We start from the raw sequence: 13,181 nt of genomic DNA on the forward strand, positions 1-13,181 counted from the left end.
CACCCTTGGATTACGGAAACCACGTCAAACATGAAGATTAAGGTGAGTGAGACAAAACGTGCCGGTCTCTTTCACGCTGAGCGACCGCTTTACCAGAGCGTCTAGGGCCGCTCCTGGCCGGATTCTGCCCCATGGCAAGGGGCGCTAGCAGGCCCACACCACACTCTCATTTCGATCTGCAAGCAAACACATACCGACCACGGCCGTGAAATCGTTGGAACACGGCTTCTCGCCCGCTTCCACACTCTGCGTTGGCCAGCTTTTTGACGTCCTCCTCTGTCGCAAAAGCAGGCCTCGCGATTTGCACTCCAAAGTCGTAGGACTCCACGACTCGCGGCTGGCAACCTGTCGATATCGCCGCAATGCCCAATCCCAATACAAGCGCAAGAAGTCTCATGGGGCGCTGTTGCATGTGCGCGCCATGAGCGGGGCCTGACAGGTCGGCACCGGCAAGCGCCGTGCATGCACTGCGCTGACAGTCCCCGTCCCCGGTGAATCCATCTGCGGCCAGCACTTCACTGTGGCACCAGTTCCACCCGTCGGTTCTTGGCCCGACCTTCTTCACTGCTGTTGCTGGCTACGGGTGCGAGCGAGGCCACACCGTTGCCCACCAGGCGATTAGCGGCGATGCCATAGTCCTTGGCCAGCACGGCGGCCACGGCATCGGCGCGGCGCTTGGACAGTGCCAGATTGCTGTCGAAGACGCCCACACTGTCGGTGTGGCCCACCACGTGCAGTTTGACGGCGGGCTCGGCCTTCAGGAACGCGGCGATCTGCTCCAGTGAAGGTTTGGACTCGGGCTTCACATCGGCCTTGCCGGTGTCGAACAGGATGCCGTAGATGGCGACCTTGCCATTGGCGGTGATGGACTTGCTGATGTCGGAAGCGCTGACCACCACCATGTTCTGCTCCATGGCCTTGGTCTCCAGGATGTCCACGGCGATGTACGCACCCTGCCTGGATTTGTAGGTGGCGTCTTCCTTGGGCCAGTCGATAGCGACCAGGCGCACGGTGGTGCTGCCCTTCTGGAAGGTGCCGGTGCGCACGGAGCTGGCGTCGGCGGCGTACATCACGTATTCGCTGCGGTTGTTCTTGATGAAGTCGCGCTGGCCGCTGCTGAAGTTGGCCAAGAAGTTGGTGTAGCTGCCTGCTGCGCTGTCGCGCGTGGAGTCGTACAGCACCGCATAGCCACTGGCCGTGAGGTCGTTCGCATAGTTGCGAAACAACTCCAGCGATCGCGTGGCACCCGGGGCCTCGTACCACAGGCGGGTGAGCTTGCCCTCCAGCGCCAGCGGCGGCTGCACATAGCGCCGCTTGTTGGCCTGCAGGTCGAACTCTTTGAACGTGGAGGTCTGGAACTCTACGGCGTCGAAGTTGCGCACCTCGTAGCCCACGATGGTGCTGCCGCCAAAACGCTTCACGGCCGGGTGGTCTTTGGCGCCGGGCAGGTCTTGCGCAGCGGCTGGTGCCTGGCTGGCCAGGACCAGGAACCCGAGGCACAGCGATGCGCCCCACTGACGAAACAGCTTCATGCTCATGGGCATTCTCCGGTTGAGGGCACGCATCGCAAGCTGGCGCTGCACCCGGCGCTGCGACAGGACGGCGGGCCGCAGCCATCATAGGCGAGCGCTTGGCGGCGCACCACGTGGCCTGTGGGTTGCGCTCTGCCACAAACCACCGCGTTCGCGAAATGCATCACGGTCTGGCACCTGGTTATGCCTTCTGCCGCCCACCGCAGGTTGCAGACAGTGCGTGGGGCCAAGCCCCGCAGCGACTGCGGGTGCATTTTGTGACGTACCATCTTTGCACGGTCCCATCCCGAGACCTTTCAAGGAGGCCCCATGGCCAAAGGCGAACAGCGCAGCAACAAGATGGCGAAGAAACCCAAGAAGGACACTTCGCCACCCAAGGAATACAGTGGCTCCGACCGGCCCACGCCGCCGATGACCACCATCCTGCCCAAGGGCAAGGACAAGGACAAATACAAGTAAGCCACCACGGCCCACCACACGAGCAGGACTATCGGCTATCAAAAAAATAGCTGCAGACGCATATTCAACGGGCGCCTGCAGCTATTCTTATTTCCAATAGCGTTCCACCCTGCCCCGAGGGCTCGCCGCCGATTTCTCCGTCTCAGGCGGGCTGGGTCAGCCGGGCCAGCCACTGGGCATCGGGCTCGGGGCGGCTAAACAGGTAGCCCTGGTAGACGATGTCCGGCGCGCGCTGGCGCAGGAAGTCGGCCTGGGCCTGGGTCTCCACCCCCTCGGCCACCACGCGCAGGCCAAAGTGCCGCGCCACCGACAAGATGCCCTCCACCAGCACGCCATCGTCGGCATTGGTGGGTGCCTCGTGCACAAATGACCGGTCGATCTTCAGCTCCTGGATCGGCAGGCGCTTGAGGTAGGCCAGCGAGGAATACCCGGTGCCAAAGTCATCCAGCGACATGTCCACGCCCAGCGCAGCGAGGGCGCGCATCTTGGCCACCGCGTCGTCAAAATCGTCGATCACCAGCCCCTCGGTCACCTCCAGCGTGAGCAGCCGAGGGTCAGCGCCCGTGGCGGCCAGCAACGCCTGCAGTTGCCCCACAAAGCCCGCCTGGCGAAACTGCCGGGCGCTGAGGTTGACCGACAGCCGCAGCCGCCGCTCGCTGAACACCGGCTGCGCCAGCAACGCGCAGGCACGGGCCAGCACCCATTCGCCCAGACTGACGATGAGATCGGACTCCTCGGCCACTGGGATGAAAACGCCCGGCGCCACCAGGCCGTCGCGCGGGTGTTGCCAGCGCACCAGCACCTCGGCCCCCGTGACCTGTCCCGACACATCGACCTGCGATTGCAGGTGCAGCCGCAGCTCGCCCGCGCCAATGGCGTGGCGCAGTTCGCGCTCCACCCGAAAGCGCTGCTCGGCTGCCTCTCCCATGCCCTGTTCAAAAAATGCGGCCCGCCCGCCGCCGGCCTGCTTGGCCCGGTGAAGGGCAGTGCCAGCGCGCCGCAGCGCGTCGTGTGCGCCGTCGTCGGCCGTTTGCGGGTACAAGGTGATGCCCACACTGGCGCCCAGTTGCGCGTCCTGCGCGTCACCCTCCAGGCGCAGGGGGCGCAGCAAGGCGGTCTGCAACTTCTCGGCAAAGGCCAGCGCGTGGCGGCCCGCCAGCGAGGCGTCGGCCCCCAGGCCATGCAGCACCACGGCAAACTCGTCGCCCGCCACGCGCACCAGCAGGTCCTGCGGGGGCAGGATTTCGGACAGGCGCAGCGCCACGGCACACAGCAGGCGGTCGCCCATTTCGCTGCCCCGCGCATCGTTGAAGGTGGTGAAGCGGTCCAGGTCCAGCAGCAGCAGGGCGTGCTGGGTGGACAGCACGCGGCCGGGGCGCCCGCGCAGTGCATGCAGGCGCTCCATCAACGTGGAGCGGTTGGGCAGGCTGGTGAGGCTGTCGAAATGCACCAGGCGATGGATCTCGTCGGCCGCGCGCTTGCGTTCGGTGATGTCCTGCTTGAGCTCCACGTAGTGACTCACGCGGCCATCGGGCTGGCGGATGGGGGACACCACGACAGACTCGATCAATGCCTGGCCGTCCTTGCGGTAGTTGACCTGCTCACCCGCCCAGCTGTCGCCGCGTGCAAGCGTGGTGCGCAGCCCTTCGCGTTGTGCGGGCGCCAAGCCATTGCTCGAATAGTCTGCCGAGGAGCGGCCCACCACCTCGTCGCGCGCATAGCCCGTGCGGCGCACGAAGGCCTCGTTGACGTATTCGATGTCTTCGCGCAGATCGATGATGACGATGGCCTCGGGGCTTTGCTCCACGGCCCGCAGCAGCTTGCGCAGCGATGCCTCGCTGGCCGCCAGGTTGGCCGCGGTCTGCTGGGCCTCGCGCACCCGGCTCATGTAGTTGCGGCGCGACAGCAGTGTGGCCGCGGCCGTCAGCGCCAGAATGCCCGCGAAGTACACCGCACCCGCCAGGCGGTTGGCCACCTGCACCGGCTTGAGCAGGCCCTGAATGTCCGCCCAGATGAAACCCAGAAACAGCAAGGCCGTGAGCCCCACCAGCGTGAGCGTGGCACGCACGCCCAGCAGCCACCCCGCCAGCACGATGATCACCGGGTAGTTCAGCAGGTTGGGGCCGTTCACGCCGCCGTTGCGGGCGGCCACCAGCGACACGGACACCCACACGCCCCACACCAGCAGATGGGTGGCCAGCGTCCAGCGCCGCCAGCGCGCCAGCAGCAGCGCCGTGCCGCCAATGCAGCCTGCCGCGAAATTGAGAGCCACCCGCACCGGCTGCACCGGCTCGTCCCGCAGCAGCAGCAAACCAATGACAAAACCCAGCAACATCACGGCCCAGCCTGCCACGCGCACCAGGTGGCGCGTCGTGGCGTCTTCGTGGTCTGGCAGCGGAACAGCGGGGGCTTCGGCCATGGCAACGGAATGTGCGGGGGAGGAAGCCATCGTAACCGCAGGCATAGAAAACGCCTATGAACAAAACGCCACCGGCGCGGCTGCGGCGCCCGCCCATCGGCATCGGCACGGACAGCACCGCAGCCGCACACGCCGGTACGGCAGATGCAAGGCGGCCGCTGCAAGCCCGGGGCCGGCCGACGCAGGCCCTACGGCTCAGTCCGTGTCGCTATCGGGTGCTGGCTCTCGCACGCCAGAGCCCTTGCCCTTGGCCTTGGCGCGCGCGTCTTTCTTGGCCTGGCGCTTGGCGTCTTCCGCCAGGCCCGCAGCGCGCCAAGCCTCGAACTCGGCCGGGGTCTCCAGCGTAATGCGGCCCAGGATGGCGCTGCGGAAATCGGTCATCACGATCTCGGCCGTCTTTTGCAGATTGACCCGGCCACCGCCCAGCATGGCGCCGCGTTTGCGGCCAATGGCTTCGAGCAGTTCTTCGTCGTGCATCTCGGCCACCGCACCCGCGGGCAGGCCCAGCTTGTAGCGTGCCTCCAGCAAGGGGGCGTAATGCTTCTGCAGGCGGCGCAGCAGCTCCAGCGCCACCAGTTCTTCGTCATACGCATTGCGGCCCACGGCGCCACTGGCGGCCAGGTTGTAACCGGTCTCGGGTACCACGATGCGCGGCCACAGCATGCCGGGGGTGTCCCACAGGTAGAAGTCGTCGGCCAGGGTGATGCGCTGTTCCAGCTTGGTGATGCCGGCCTCGTCACCGGTCTTGGCCTGGCGCTTGTTCGACAGCGTGTTGATCAGGGTGGACTTGCCCACGTTGGGCACGCCGCAGATCAGCACGCGCATGGGCTTGGCCATGCCCCCCCGGTTCGGCGACAGCGCATGGCATCCGTCGATGAGCTTGCGCGCAGGCGCGGGGTCGCTGGCATCGAGCGGCACGGCGCGCGTGTCGCTCTGGGCGTTGTACCAGTCCACCCACAACGCCGTGCGCTCGGGGTCGGCCACGTCCTGCTTGTTGAGCACCTTGAGCGTGGGCTTGTGGCCCGTGATCTCGGCCAGCAGCGGGTTGGCGCTGGAGCCGGGCAGGCGCGCGTCCAGCACCTCGATCACCACGTCAATGTCCTTGATGCGTTCGGTGATGGCTTTGCGGGTCAGGTGCATGTGACCGGGGAACCACTGGATGGCCATGCGGGGTACTTTCTACGTTGTTCTGAGGTGTCCGAGGGTGGCAAGGATAATCGCGGTCTTCCTTTTGCCCACGCCACGGCGTTTTTATCTGCATGCCAGCCCCTCTCGACACCTCGCGCAAGCCCAACGCCACCAAGGCCGACAAGGAGCTGCTGTTCAAGGGCGTGACCCTGGCGCTTATCGGCCTGGTCATCTTGCTGGCACCCTATGTGGCTCGCTCCACCAGCGTGCGCGACCTCATGAGCCAGGTGTCGCTGGTGGGCTGGTTTGCACTGGTGCTGGGCATTGCGTTTGGCGTGCAGTACGGCCTGCGCCGCGCCAAGGCGGGGCGCCGTCAGCCATGAGCTTGCACGAGGTGACGGCTCCGCCACAGGTGGTGGACGGCGCCACAGCGCAAGCCACGTTCACGGCGCTGCGGCTGCGCGCAGCCGCTGCGGGCATCACGCTGCGCAACCCGCCGCCCGAGCCCACCACCTGCTGCGGGCGCGGCTGCAACGGCTGTGTGTGGGAGGGGTTTCTGAGCGCCGCCGAATACTGGCGGCAAGAGGCCTTGCTGCAGCTGCAAGACTGACTTTGCAGCGTTTTTGGCTGGTAGTGCTAGTGCGTCATGCGCTAGCAGCTACCAAATTTATAGCAAATTAATCCACCCCTCTGGTGGCGCCACCCGGCCAGGCGCTCAGCCCAGCTGCTCCACCGCCATGTATTGCTCGCGCCATTCCTCGAAGGGCAGCGTGTCTGCCGCCTCGATGGCCTTTTGCGCGGCAATCGACTCGTCGGCCATCGCCAGGTAGCGCGCCTGCTGCTCGGTCGTCCAGGGCAGCGCCAGCAGCGCGTCGCGGGCGGCCACGGACTGCTCGCGCGCAAAGGCTTCAAAGCTGTGCTGGTGCTTGCGCGCCATGCTGTCCAACACGCGGGCCGAGGGCGTGCGCTCGGGCGCAGCCATCAGTGCACGGGCATCGCGCAGCGCAGCGCTGTAGTCGTCGGTGCCGTGGGTGGCGTCCAGCGCAGCAGCCAATGGCTCGCAGGCGGCCAGCACCTCGGCACCCCATTCGGTCAGCGGCACGCTCTGACCGTTGCGCGTGAGAAGCAGGCCGCTCTCGCGGCCGCGCTCGGCGGTGAGGTGCTGGTTGTGCTTGAGCTCGGCAATCTCGGCCGGCGTGTCGGGCGGGCTGTCGGACAGCAGGCAGTGCAGTAAAAACACGTCCAGCAGGCGCATGGTGGGCGCGGTGATGCCCACGGGCACGAACGGGTCCAGGTCCATGAGGCGCACTTCGACGTATTCGACCCCGCGTTCGCGCAGCGCGTGCAGCGGGCGCTCGCCGGTCCGCACGGTGCGCTTGGGGCGGATGGTGCCGTAGAACTCGTTTTCAATCTGCAGCAGGCTGGTGCCCAGCTGGTTGTAGTCGCCACCCGGGTTGCGCACGCCCACGGTCTCATACGCAGGGTACGGCTTGGTCAGCGCCTCGTGCAGCGAGTTGGCGTAGCCCGTCAGGCCGTTGTAGCTCACGGCCAGCGTGGCCTGTGCGTCGCTCTGGTAGCCCAGGCGGCCCATGCGCAGCGAGGTGGCATGGGGCAGGTACAGCGCACTGCCCCCCTCCATGCGTTGCAGGCCGTGCTCGCGCCCTTCCACAAAACAGGGGCACAGCGCGGGGGACGCGCCAAACAGGTACAGCAGCACAAACGCGTGGCGGCGGAAGTTGCGGATCAGCGCGAAATACTGCTCGCTGTCCACGCCCGGCAGCGACCAGTTGTAGTGAATGCCCGAGATGGTCTGCATGCGGCGGCCATAGCGGTGGCCCAGGCCCATGCGGTACACGCTCTTGGCGCGGCCCACGTTGGAGCTGCCGTAGCGGCCAATGGGAATCGTCTCGTCCGTGGGCAGGCCGCAGGGCATGCTGGACGCCCAGAGCAACTCGCCGCCGTGGTTCTTCAGGGTGTGGTGCACGAACTGGTGCACCTCGGTCAGCTCGTCCAGGCACTGCTGCACACCCTTGTGGGCGCCGGTGATCAGTTCCAGCTGCGACTCGCTGTAGTCCGTGGTGATCAGGGGGTGTGTGAGGGCCGAGCCCAGCGCCAGCGGGTGGGGCGTGAGGGCCAGGCCGCCGGTGGGCAGCACACGCAGCCCTTCCTTTTCGATGCCGCGGCGAATCCCCCCCAGGGCGTGCGCCGGGTAGGCGGCCAGTCTCTCGTGCAGTTTGTTCATGTGTTTATATCGATCCAACTTCTGTCGGCCCGGAACTTAGCACGTTGAGCGCTGGCGCGCCCACGGGGGTGTCAAGCCCTTGCGGCCAAAGCCTTTCCAACTTCGTTGGTTCCTTGCGCTGCGCCACTTTGTGGTACTTGCTCGCCCGCACGGTCGGTCACCTCGGCCAGGCGGGCTGCCAGTTGCTCGGGCACATCGGCGCCAATCCCCAGGTGGATGCCCTGTGTGAGCGTGATGTGGGCCGCTTCAAACGTGCCCGCACCGGCACACAAAATGGTGCGCGTGGGCGCGCTTTCGTGCGCCAGCACCAGCATGGCGGGCACCACGGCCTCGGGCTTGAGGGCGTCCAGCACCTCCTGGGGCATCAGGCCCTCGGTCATGCGCGTGGCGGCCGTGGGGGCCAGGGCGTTCGCATGGATGTTGTACTTGGCGCCTTCGATGGCCAGGGTCTGCATCAGCCCCACCTGGGCCAGCTTGGCGGCGCCGTAGTTGGCCTGGCCAAAGTTGCCATACAGGCCGGTGGACGAGGTCGTCATGACGATGCGGCCATATTGCTGGGCCACCATGTGCGGCCACACGGCCTTGCAGCAGTTGGCCGCGCCCATCAGGTGCACATCCACCACCAGACGGAAGTCGGCCATGTCCATCTTGGCAAATGATTTGTCGCGCAGGATGCCGGCGTTGTTGACCAAGATGTCCACCCTGCCCCAGGCGTCGATGGCCTGCTGCACCATGGCCTCGACGGCCGCAAAGTCGGTAACCGATGCACCGTTGGCCAGCGCCTCGCCGCCTGCGGCGCGGATCTCGTCGACCACAGCCTGCGCGGCCGTCACCGTGCCGCCGCTGCCGTCCACCGCGCCGCCCAGGTCATTGACCAGCACCTTGGCGCCGCGCTTGGCCAGCGCCAGTGCATGCTGGCGGCCCAGGCCACCGCCTGCACCCGTCACGATGGCCACGCGGCCCTTGAATTCGATATCCATCCCAGGTTCTCCTGTTGCTTGTTCGTTGGTTGAAAGCGGGCAGCGCGTGCGCGCCGCGCGTGGCAAGCACTGTAAGCCACGCGACGCGCTGGGGCGGTTGCGCAGGCGACTCAACGATCCATTGCACTGGGCGCTGCCCCTGACACCAGCGCGGCCCGGGCCAGCCAACGCCGTGCCGCAAGGGCGCGATGCAGTCGCTCAGCGGGTTATTACTGCGTCATGCAGCGTCATAGTTCACGGGCTGGCTGTAGCGCGGGTCGCGGTGCCAGTCCCAGTAGGTCTGCACCAGCTGGCGTACCACCGGGCCTACGGTGCCGCGGCCCACCGGTTGCCCATCCACCCGCGTCACAGGCAACACGCCGCCACCCGATGTGGACAGGAACACCTCGCGCGCGCCGCGCAGTTCTGCAGCCGGCAAGGCCCGGTCCTGCAGCGGCAGGCCCAATGCTGCCGCCATCTCAATGACAGTGCGCCGGGTAATCCCCTCCAGCACGCCTTCGGCCGGCGTGACGATGCAGCCCTGTGCATTCACGCAAAAGACGTTGAACCCCGGCCCCTCCACCACGTTGCCCGCCCCGTCGCTGAGCACCACGGTGTCCCCGCCTGCGTCCAGCGCGCCCAGCAACCCCATGGTGAGATCGTTCCAGTGGTAATTTTTGGCACGCGGGTCCACGCTGTTGGCAGGAATGCGCTGCACATCACTCACCACCAGGTTCAGCCCGCGTTCGCGCTGCGCCTCGTTGGCGATCCACACATAGGGCACGGCAAACGCATAGAACTGGTTCTGGGCCTGGCGCGGGTCGCGCGAGCCCCAGGGCGGCTGGCCCCTGGTGACGATCATCTCCACGTACGCATTGCGCAGGCCCGACAGGCGCACGCATTGCTCCAGCACGGCGGTGATCTCGGCCGCGGACCGTCCGGGGTCCAGGCGAAAACGTGCGCAGCTGGCCAAGAACCGCTCCAGGTGCGCATCGAGCCGAAAGAACGCCCCCTCCCACACCGTGACCACGTCGTAGGTGGCGTCGGACCGCAGAAAGCCCCAGTCGGTGATGGGAATGGCGGCCTCGCCAATGGGGACGTATTGGCCGCGCACGCAAGCGACTCCTTGGGAATAATCGGGTAAGGTGCTCATGCCCACATTCTGGCGGGGGCGGCGGTGGACGCAATGCCCCCGTATCAACGCTCCCTATCTGATAGCTGCCCGCGCTTTCCCATCAAGCGCCTCAAGGCATTTTTACAAAGGATCTCCCATGAAAGCAGTCTGGAACGACGTGGTGGTTGCCGAGAGCGACGACACCGTGGTGGTAGAGGGCAATCACTACTTCCCCGAAAGCTCGCTCCAACGTGAGTTCTTTACCTTCAGCAACCACAAGACCACCTGCGCGTGGAAGGGCCAGGCGAGCTACCTGTCGCTGCTGGTCAACGGCGAGATGAACACCGACGCCGCCTGGTTCTATGCCGACCCCAAGCCCGAGGCCGCCGAGATCAAGGGCCGCGTCGCGTTCTGGAAGGGTGTGAAGGTCACGGCCTGAACGGACGGGGCGGAGGCTCCGCGCGCGCTGCCGGGGCACCCCGCCGGGTTATCCCTGCCCGCACTGGACAATCATGTGGATAAGTTTTGGCAAGTCCTGTATGACATCGCCAAGTGCTTGATTTGCAAGGAAACACCCTGCATTGCCTCAATTTTAGGCAACTCACAAAACAGAGACCCCGGTTATCCCAGCACGCACTGGACAATGGTGTGGATAACCTTGGATAAGCCTTGTATTGCACGCCTAAGTGGTTGATTTTCAATGGATATCCTTGTGGCGCACAAAAAACAGGCAATCACGTGAGCCCTTCTGCTGCTCTGCGTCCACACCCCACAGAGCGCACCAAAACCCCCGGTTATCCCTGCCTGCACTGGACAATCTTGTGGATAACTGTGAACAAGCCTTGTATGACGGTCTTAAGTCATTGATTTACAAGGACACTTCTTGTCTCGCTGAAAAAACAGGCAATGCGGACGGGTAAAGCGTCTGCGGTACAGTCCACGGCGGCGGCCTGATGCTTGCTCCTGATTTCATAGCTGCCAGCGCATGTTTTATCTGCGCTTGCGGCCAAAAATTCCCAAAACTCCGTGTCCACACCCCTCCTTCAGCACAGCCCCGCCGCCGAGCGCAACCAGGGCCCCATCCGGGCCCAGCTGCTGACCCTCTTGCCTCACGCAGGCGCTGCGCTGGAGATCGCCAGTGGCACCGGCCAGCACGCCGCGCACTTTGCAGCCGCCCTGCCCGGCTGGACCTGGCAGCCCACCGACCTGCAGGACACCCACTTTGGCTCGATCACCGGCTGGGCGGCGCAGGCGGGTGCCCACAACGTGCAAGCGCCACGGCGGCTGGACGTCCTGCACGACCGCTGGCCCAGCGACGGCCCGGCATTTGGTGCAGCGTCGTTGGACCTCATCTACTGCGCCAACATGCTGCACATCGCCCCCTGGGCCTGCTGCACGGGGCTGATGCAGGGCGCGGCGCGGCACCTGGCACCGGGCGGCCGCTTGGTCACCTACGGGCCCTACCTGGAAGACGGCGTGCCCACCGCCCCGGGCAACCTGGCCTTTGACGCCAGCCTGCGCGCGCAAGACGCCGCCTGGGGCATTCGCCGCATCGAAGACGTGGCCGCTGTGGCTGCCCAGGCCGGCTTGCAACTGGCCGCGCGGCACGCCATGCCCGCCAACAACCTGCTGCTGGTGTGGACCCACGCCGCCCGCAACCTCTGAATTGACACCCCCATGAGCACACCCACCGCCGCCCCCTTCTTCATCGCCAAGGTCGAGCCCGAGGGCGCCCAGTGCGACGCCTGGCCCGAGCAGCCGCTGCTGCTGTCCCTGGAGCAAGGCGGCATCGACTGGCCCAGCTCCTGTCGCAATGGCACCTGCCGCACCTGCCTGGGCCAACTGGTCGAAGGCACCGTGCGCTACGCCATTGAATGGCCGGGCCTCACGGCCGAAGAAAAGGAAGAAGGCTGCGTGCTGCCCTGCGTGGCCTACCCCACGTCGGACGTGGTGCTGCAGGGCAGCGCCATCTGATCTGCGTCAGGCGAGGCACCTTTCAGAAGCCAAGCAGGCCCCGGTGCACTAAAATCCGGGGCTTTGGGGGCACGATGCCCCTTTGACGTGCGGCAGCGCCGCATCGCATGTTCTTTGGGGCGGTTTCTTGGGGGCACAGCCGTTGCCCCCGGCCACGGGGACCTGTGCTGCAGCACACCGCCAGCTGGCAAGCCGCCAGAGGCTCCACAGAAAGCCCCAACCTTCCATGAACACCCCCCTCACCCCTGTGCCGATCTCGCCCGTCGAGGACATCGTGGCCGAGATGCGCGCCGGGCGCATCGTCATCCTGGTGGATGAAGAAGACCGCGAAAACGAAGGCGACCTCGTCCTGGCCGCCGACCACGTGACGCCCGAGGCCATCAACTTCATGGCCCGCTTCGGCCGGGGCCTAATCTGCCTGACGCTCACGCGCGAGCGCTGCGAGTTCCTCAAGCTGCCGCCCATGGCTGCGCGCAATGGCACCGTGTACAGCACCGCCTTCACCGTTTCCATCGAAGCTGCTGAGGGCGTGACCACCGGCATCTCGGCCGCTGACCGCGCCCGCACCGTGCAGGTGGCTGTGGACCGCAGCAGCCAGCCCACCGACCTGGTGCAGCCTGGCCACATCTTCCCCCTGCAGGCCGTGGATGGCGGCGTGCTGATGCGCGCGGGCCATACCGAAGCCGGTTGCGACCTGGCCGCCATGGCGGGCTGCAGCCCCGCCTCGGTGATCTGCGAGATCATGAAGGACGATGGCACCATGGCCCGTCTGCCCGATCTGCAGCTGTTTGCGGCCGAGCACGGCATCAAGATCGGCACCATCGCCGACCTGATCGAATACCGCAGCCGCAACGAGTCGCTGGTCGAAAAGGTGGGCCAGCGCACGCTGCAAACTGCCTACGGTGAGTTCACCGCCCACGCGTTCCGCGACAAGCCCAGCCAGGCCGTGCACCTGGCGCTGGTCAAGGGCCAGTGGAGTGCAGACGACGTGGTGCCCGTGCGCGTGCACGAGCCGCTGTCGGTGCTCGATGCGCTCGAAATCAACCGCTCCATGCACTCGTGGGGCCTGGACACCAGCCTGCAATACCTCGCCAAACAAGGCAAGGGCGTGGCCGTGCTGCTCAACTGCGGCGAAAGCGCCGCACAACTGCTGGCGCAGTTTGAAGGCACCGCCCGCTCCGCCCAGGCGCCCGAGCGCGGCCGCATGGACCTGCGCACCTACGGCGTGGGCGCGCAGATCCTGCGCGAGTGCGGCGTGCACAAGATGGCCCTGATGGGCCAGCCGCGCCGCATGCCCAGCATGACCGGCTACGGCCTCGAAATCACCGGCTTCATCCCCAAAGAATAAAGACAG

Annotated in this window: 13 protein-coding genes; 7 read left to right on the forward strand and 6 right to left on the reverse strand. The window is 66.1% G+C overall.

Annotated elements, in window-relative coordinates:
• Positions 1-515 precede the first annotated feature (515 nt).
• Positions 516-1,538: an OmpA family protein gene (locus tag ASD94_RS10435; protein ID WP_200954221.1), complete on the reverse strand. Its 1,023-nt coding sequence runs from the start codon at positions 1,536-1,538 to the stop codon at positions 516-518.
• A 303-nt stretch (positions 1,539-1,841) separates the two neighbouring features.
• Between ASD94_RS10435 and ASD94_RS23855 the strand changes: the two genes are divergently transcribed.
• Positions 1,842-1,991 (forward strand): hypothetical protein, encoded by a 150-nt coding sequence (locus ASD94_RS23855; protein WP_199226312.1) that lies wholly within the window; start codon positions 1,842-1,844, stop codon positions 1,989-1,991.
• Between the two features lie 142 nt (positions 1,992-2,133).
• On the opposite strand, the gene ASD94_RS10440 is transcribed toward ASD94_RS23855, so the two are convergent.
• Together ASD94_RS10440 and ylqF are read right to left on the reverse strand one after the other, a co-directional pair.
• Entirely contained in the window at positions 2,134-4,410 is a 2,277-nt protein-coding gene (locus tag ASD94_RS10440; RefSeq protein ID WP_056642413.1) for a bifunctional diguanylate cyclase/phosphodiesterase, read from the reverse strand.
• A 195-nt stretch (positions 4,411-4,605) separates the two neighbouring features.
• The gene (ylqF, locus tag ASD94_RS10445; protein WP_056642415.1) at positions 4,606-5,577 is read right to left on the reverse strand and encodes a ribosome biogenesis GTPase YlqF; all 972 of its coding nucleotides are present in this window, start codon (positions 5,575-5,577) and stop codon (positions 4,606-4,608) included.
• 92 nt (positions 5,578-5,669) lie between these two features.
• Here ylqF and ASD94_RS10450 point away from each other — a divergent pair, with 92 nt between their 5' ends.
• Positions 5,670-5,921, forward strand: coding sequence for a hypothetical protein (locus ASD94_RS10450; protein WP_056642417.1), 252 nt, complete (start codon positions 5,670-5,672; stop codon positions 5,919-5,921).
• On the forward strand, positions 5,918-6,148 hold the full coding sequence (locus ASD94_RS10455) for an oxidoreductase-like domain-containing protein (RefSeq protein WP_056642419.1): 231 nt from the start codon (positions 5,918-5,920) through the stop codon (positions 6,146-6,148). Before ASD94_RS10450 ends, ASD94_RS10455 begins: the two co-directional genes overlap by 4 nt.
• Positions 6,149-6,253: 105 nt before the next feature.
• Here ASD94_RS10455 and gshA read toward each other — a convergent pair whose 3' ends face one another.
• The 3 genes from gshA to ASD94_RS10470 form a co-directional block, all read right to left on the reverse strand.
• Complete coding sequence (gene gshA, locus ASD94_RS10460; RefSeq protein ID WP_056642422.1) at positions 6,254-7,780, reverse strand: glutamate--cysteine ligase; 1,527 nt, start codon at positions 7,778-7,780, stop codon at positions 6,254-6,256.
• A 71-nt stretch (positions 7,781-7,851) separates the two neighbouring features.
• Positions 7,852-8,760 (reverse strand): SDR family oxidoreductase, encoded by a 909-nt coding sequence (locus tag ASD94_RS10465; protein ID WP_056642426.1) that lies wholly within the window; start codon positions 8,758-8,760, stop codon positions 7,852-7,854.
• A gap of 217 nt (positions 8,761-8,977) precedes the next feature.
• Positions 8,978-9,892 (reverse strand): aminotransferase class IV, encoded by a 915-nt coding sequence (locus tag ASD94_RS10470; protein ID WP_056642428.1) that lies wholly within the window; start codon positions 9,890-9,892, stop codon positions 8,978-8,980.
• Between the two features lie 118 nt (positions 9,893-10,010).
• Between ASD94_RS10470 and ASD94_RS10475 the strand changes: the two genes are divergently transcribed.
• The 4 genes from ASD94_RS10475 (at position 10,011) to ribBA (ending at position 13,175) form a co-directional block, all read left to right on the forward strand.
• On the forward strand, positions 10,011-10,292 hold the full coding sequence (locus ASD94_RS10475; protein WP_056642431.1) for a DUF427 domain-containing protein: 282 nt from the start codon (positions 10,011-10,013) through the stop codon (positions 10,290-10,292).
• A gap of 587 nt (positions 10,293-10,879) precedes the next feature.
• Complete coding sequence (locus ASD94_RS10480) at positions 10,880-11,518, forward strand: DUF938 domain-containing protein (RefSeq protein ID WP_056642433.1); 639 nt, start codon at positions 10,880-10,882, stop codon at positions 11,516-11,518.
• A gap of 12 nt (positions 11,519-11,530) precedes the next feature.
• Positions 11,531-11,827: a 2Fe-2S iron-sulfur cluster-binding protein gene (locus ASD94_RS10485; RefSeq protein ID WP_056642436.1), complete on the forward strand. Its 297-nt coding sequence runs from the start codon at positions 11,531-11,533 to the stop codon at positions 11,825-11,827.
• Positions 11,828-12,053: 226 nt separating this feature from the next.
• Positions 12,054-13,175 carry a bifunctional 3,4-dihydroxy-2-butanone-4-phosphate synthase/GTP cyclohydrolase II gene (gene ribBA / locus ASD94_RS10490; protein WP_056642440.1) on the forward strand — a complete coding sequence of 374 codons (1,122 nt, stop codon included), beginning with the start codon at positions 12,054-12,056 and terminating at the stop codon, positions 13,173-13,175.
• Positions 13,176-13,181 lie beyond the last annotated feature (6 nt).

Source organism: Acidovorax sp. Root70 (assembly GCF_001428225.1).
Taxonomy (GTDB): Bacteria; Pseudomonadota; Gammaproteobacteria; order Burkholderiales; family Burkholderiaceae_C; genus Acidovorax.

Coding starts and splice junctions, on each gene's coding strand:
- ribBA (WP_056642440.1), top strand. CDS start 12,054: ATGAACACCCCCCTCACCCCTGTGCCGATCTCGCCCGTCGAGGACATC.
- ASD94_RS10465 (WP_056642426.1), bottom strand. CDS start 8,760: ATGGATATCGAATTCAAGGGCCGCGTGGCCATCGTGACGGGTGCAGGC.
- gshA (WP_056642422.1), bottom strand. CDS start 7,780: ATGAACAAACTGCACGAGAGACTGGCCGCCTACCCGGCGCACGCCCTG.
- ASD94_RS10440 (WP_056642413.1), bottom strand. CDS start 4,410: ATGGCCGAAGCCCCCGCTGTTCCGCTGCCAGACCACGAAGACGCCACG.
- ASD94_RS10450 (WP_056642417.1), top strand. CDS start 5,670: ATGCCAGCCCCTCTCGACACCTCGCGCAAGCCCAACGCCACCAAGGCC.
- ASD94_RS10475 (WP_056642431.1), top strand. CDS start 10,011: ATGAAAGCAGTCTGGAACGACGTGGTGGTTGCCGAGAGCGACGACACC.
- ASD94_RS23855 (WP_199226312.1), top strand. CDS start 1,842: ATGGCCAAAGGCGAACAGCGCAGCAACAAGATGGCGAAGAAACCCAAG.
- ASD94_RS10455 (WP_056642419.1), top strand. CDS start 5,918: ATGAGCTTGCACGAGGTGACGGCTCCGCCACAGGTGGTGGACGGCGCC.
- ASD94_RS10485 (WP_056642436.1), top strand. CDS start 11,531: ATGAGCACACCCACCGCCGCCCCCTTCTTCATCGCCAAGGTCGAGCCC.
- ASD94_RS10435 (WP_200954221.1), bottom strand. CDS start 1,538: ATGAGCATGAAGCTGTTTCGTCAGTGGGGCGCATCGCTGTGCCTCGGG.
- ylqF (WP_056642415.1), bottom strand. CDS start 5,577: ATGGCCATCCAGTGGTTCCCCGGTCACATGCACCTGACCCGCAAAGCC.
- ASD94_RS10470 (WP_056642428.1), bottom strand. CDS start 9,892: ATGAGCACCTTACCCGATTATTCCCAAGGAGTCGCTTGCGTGCGCGGC.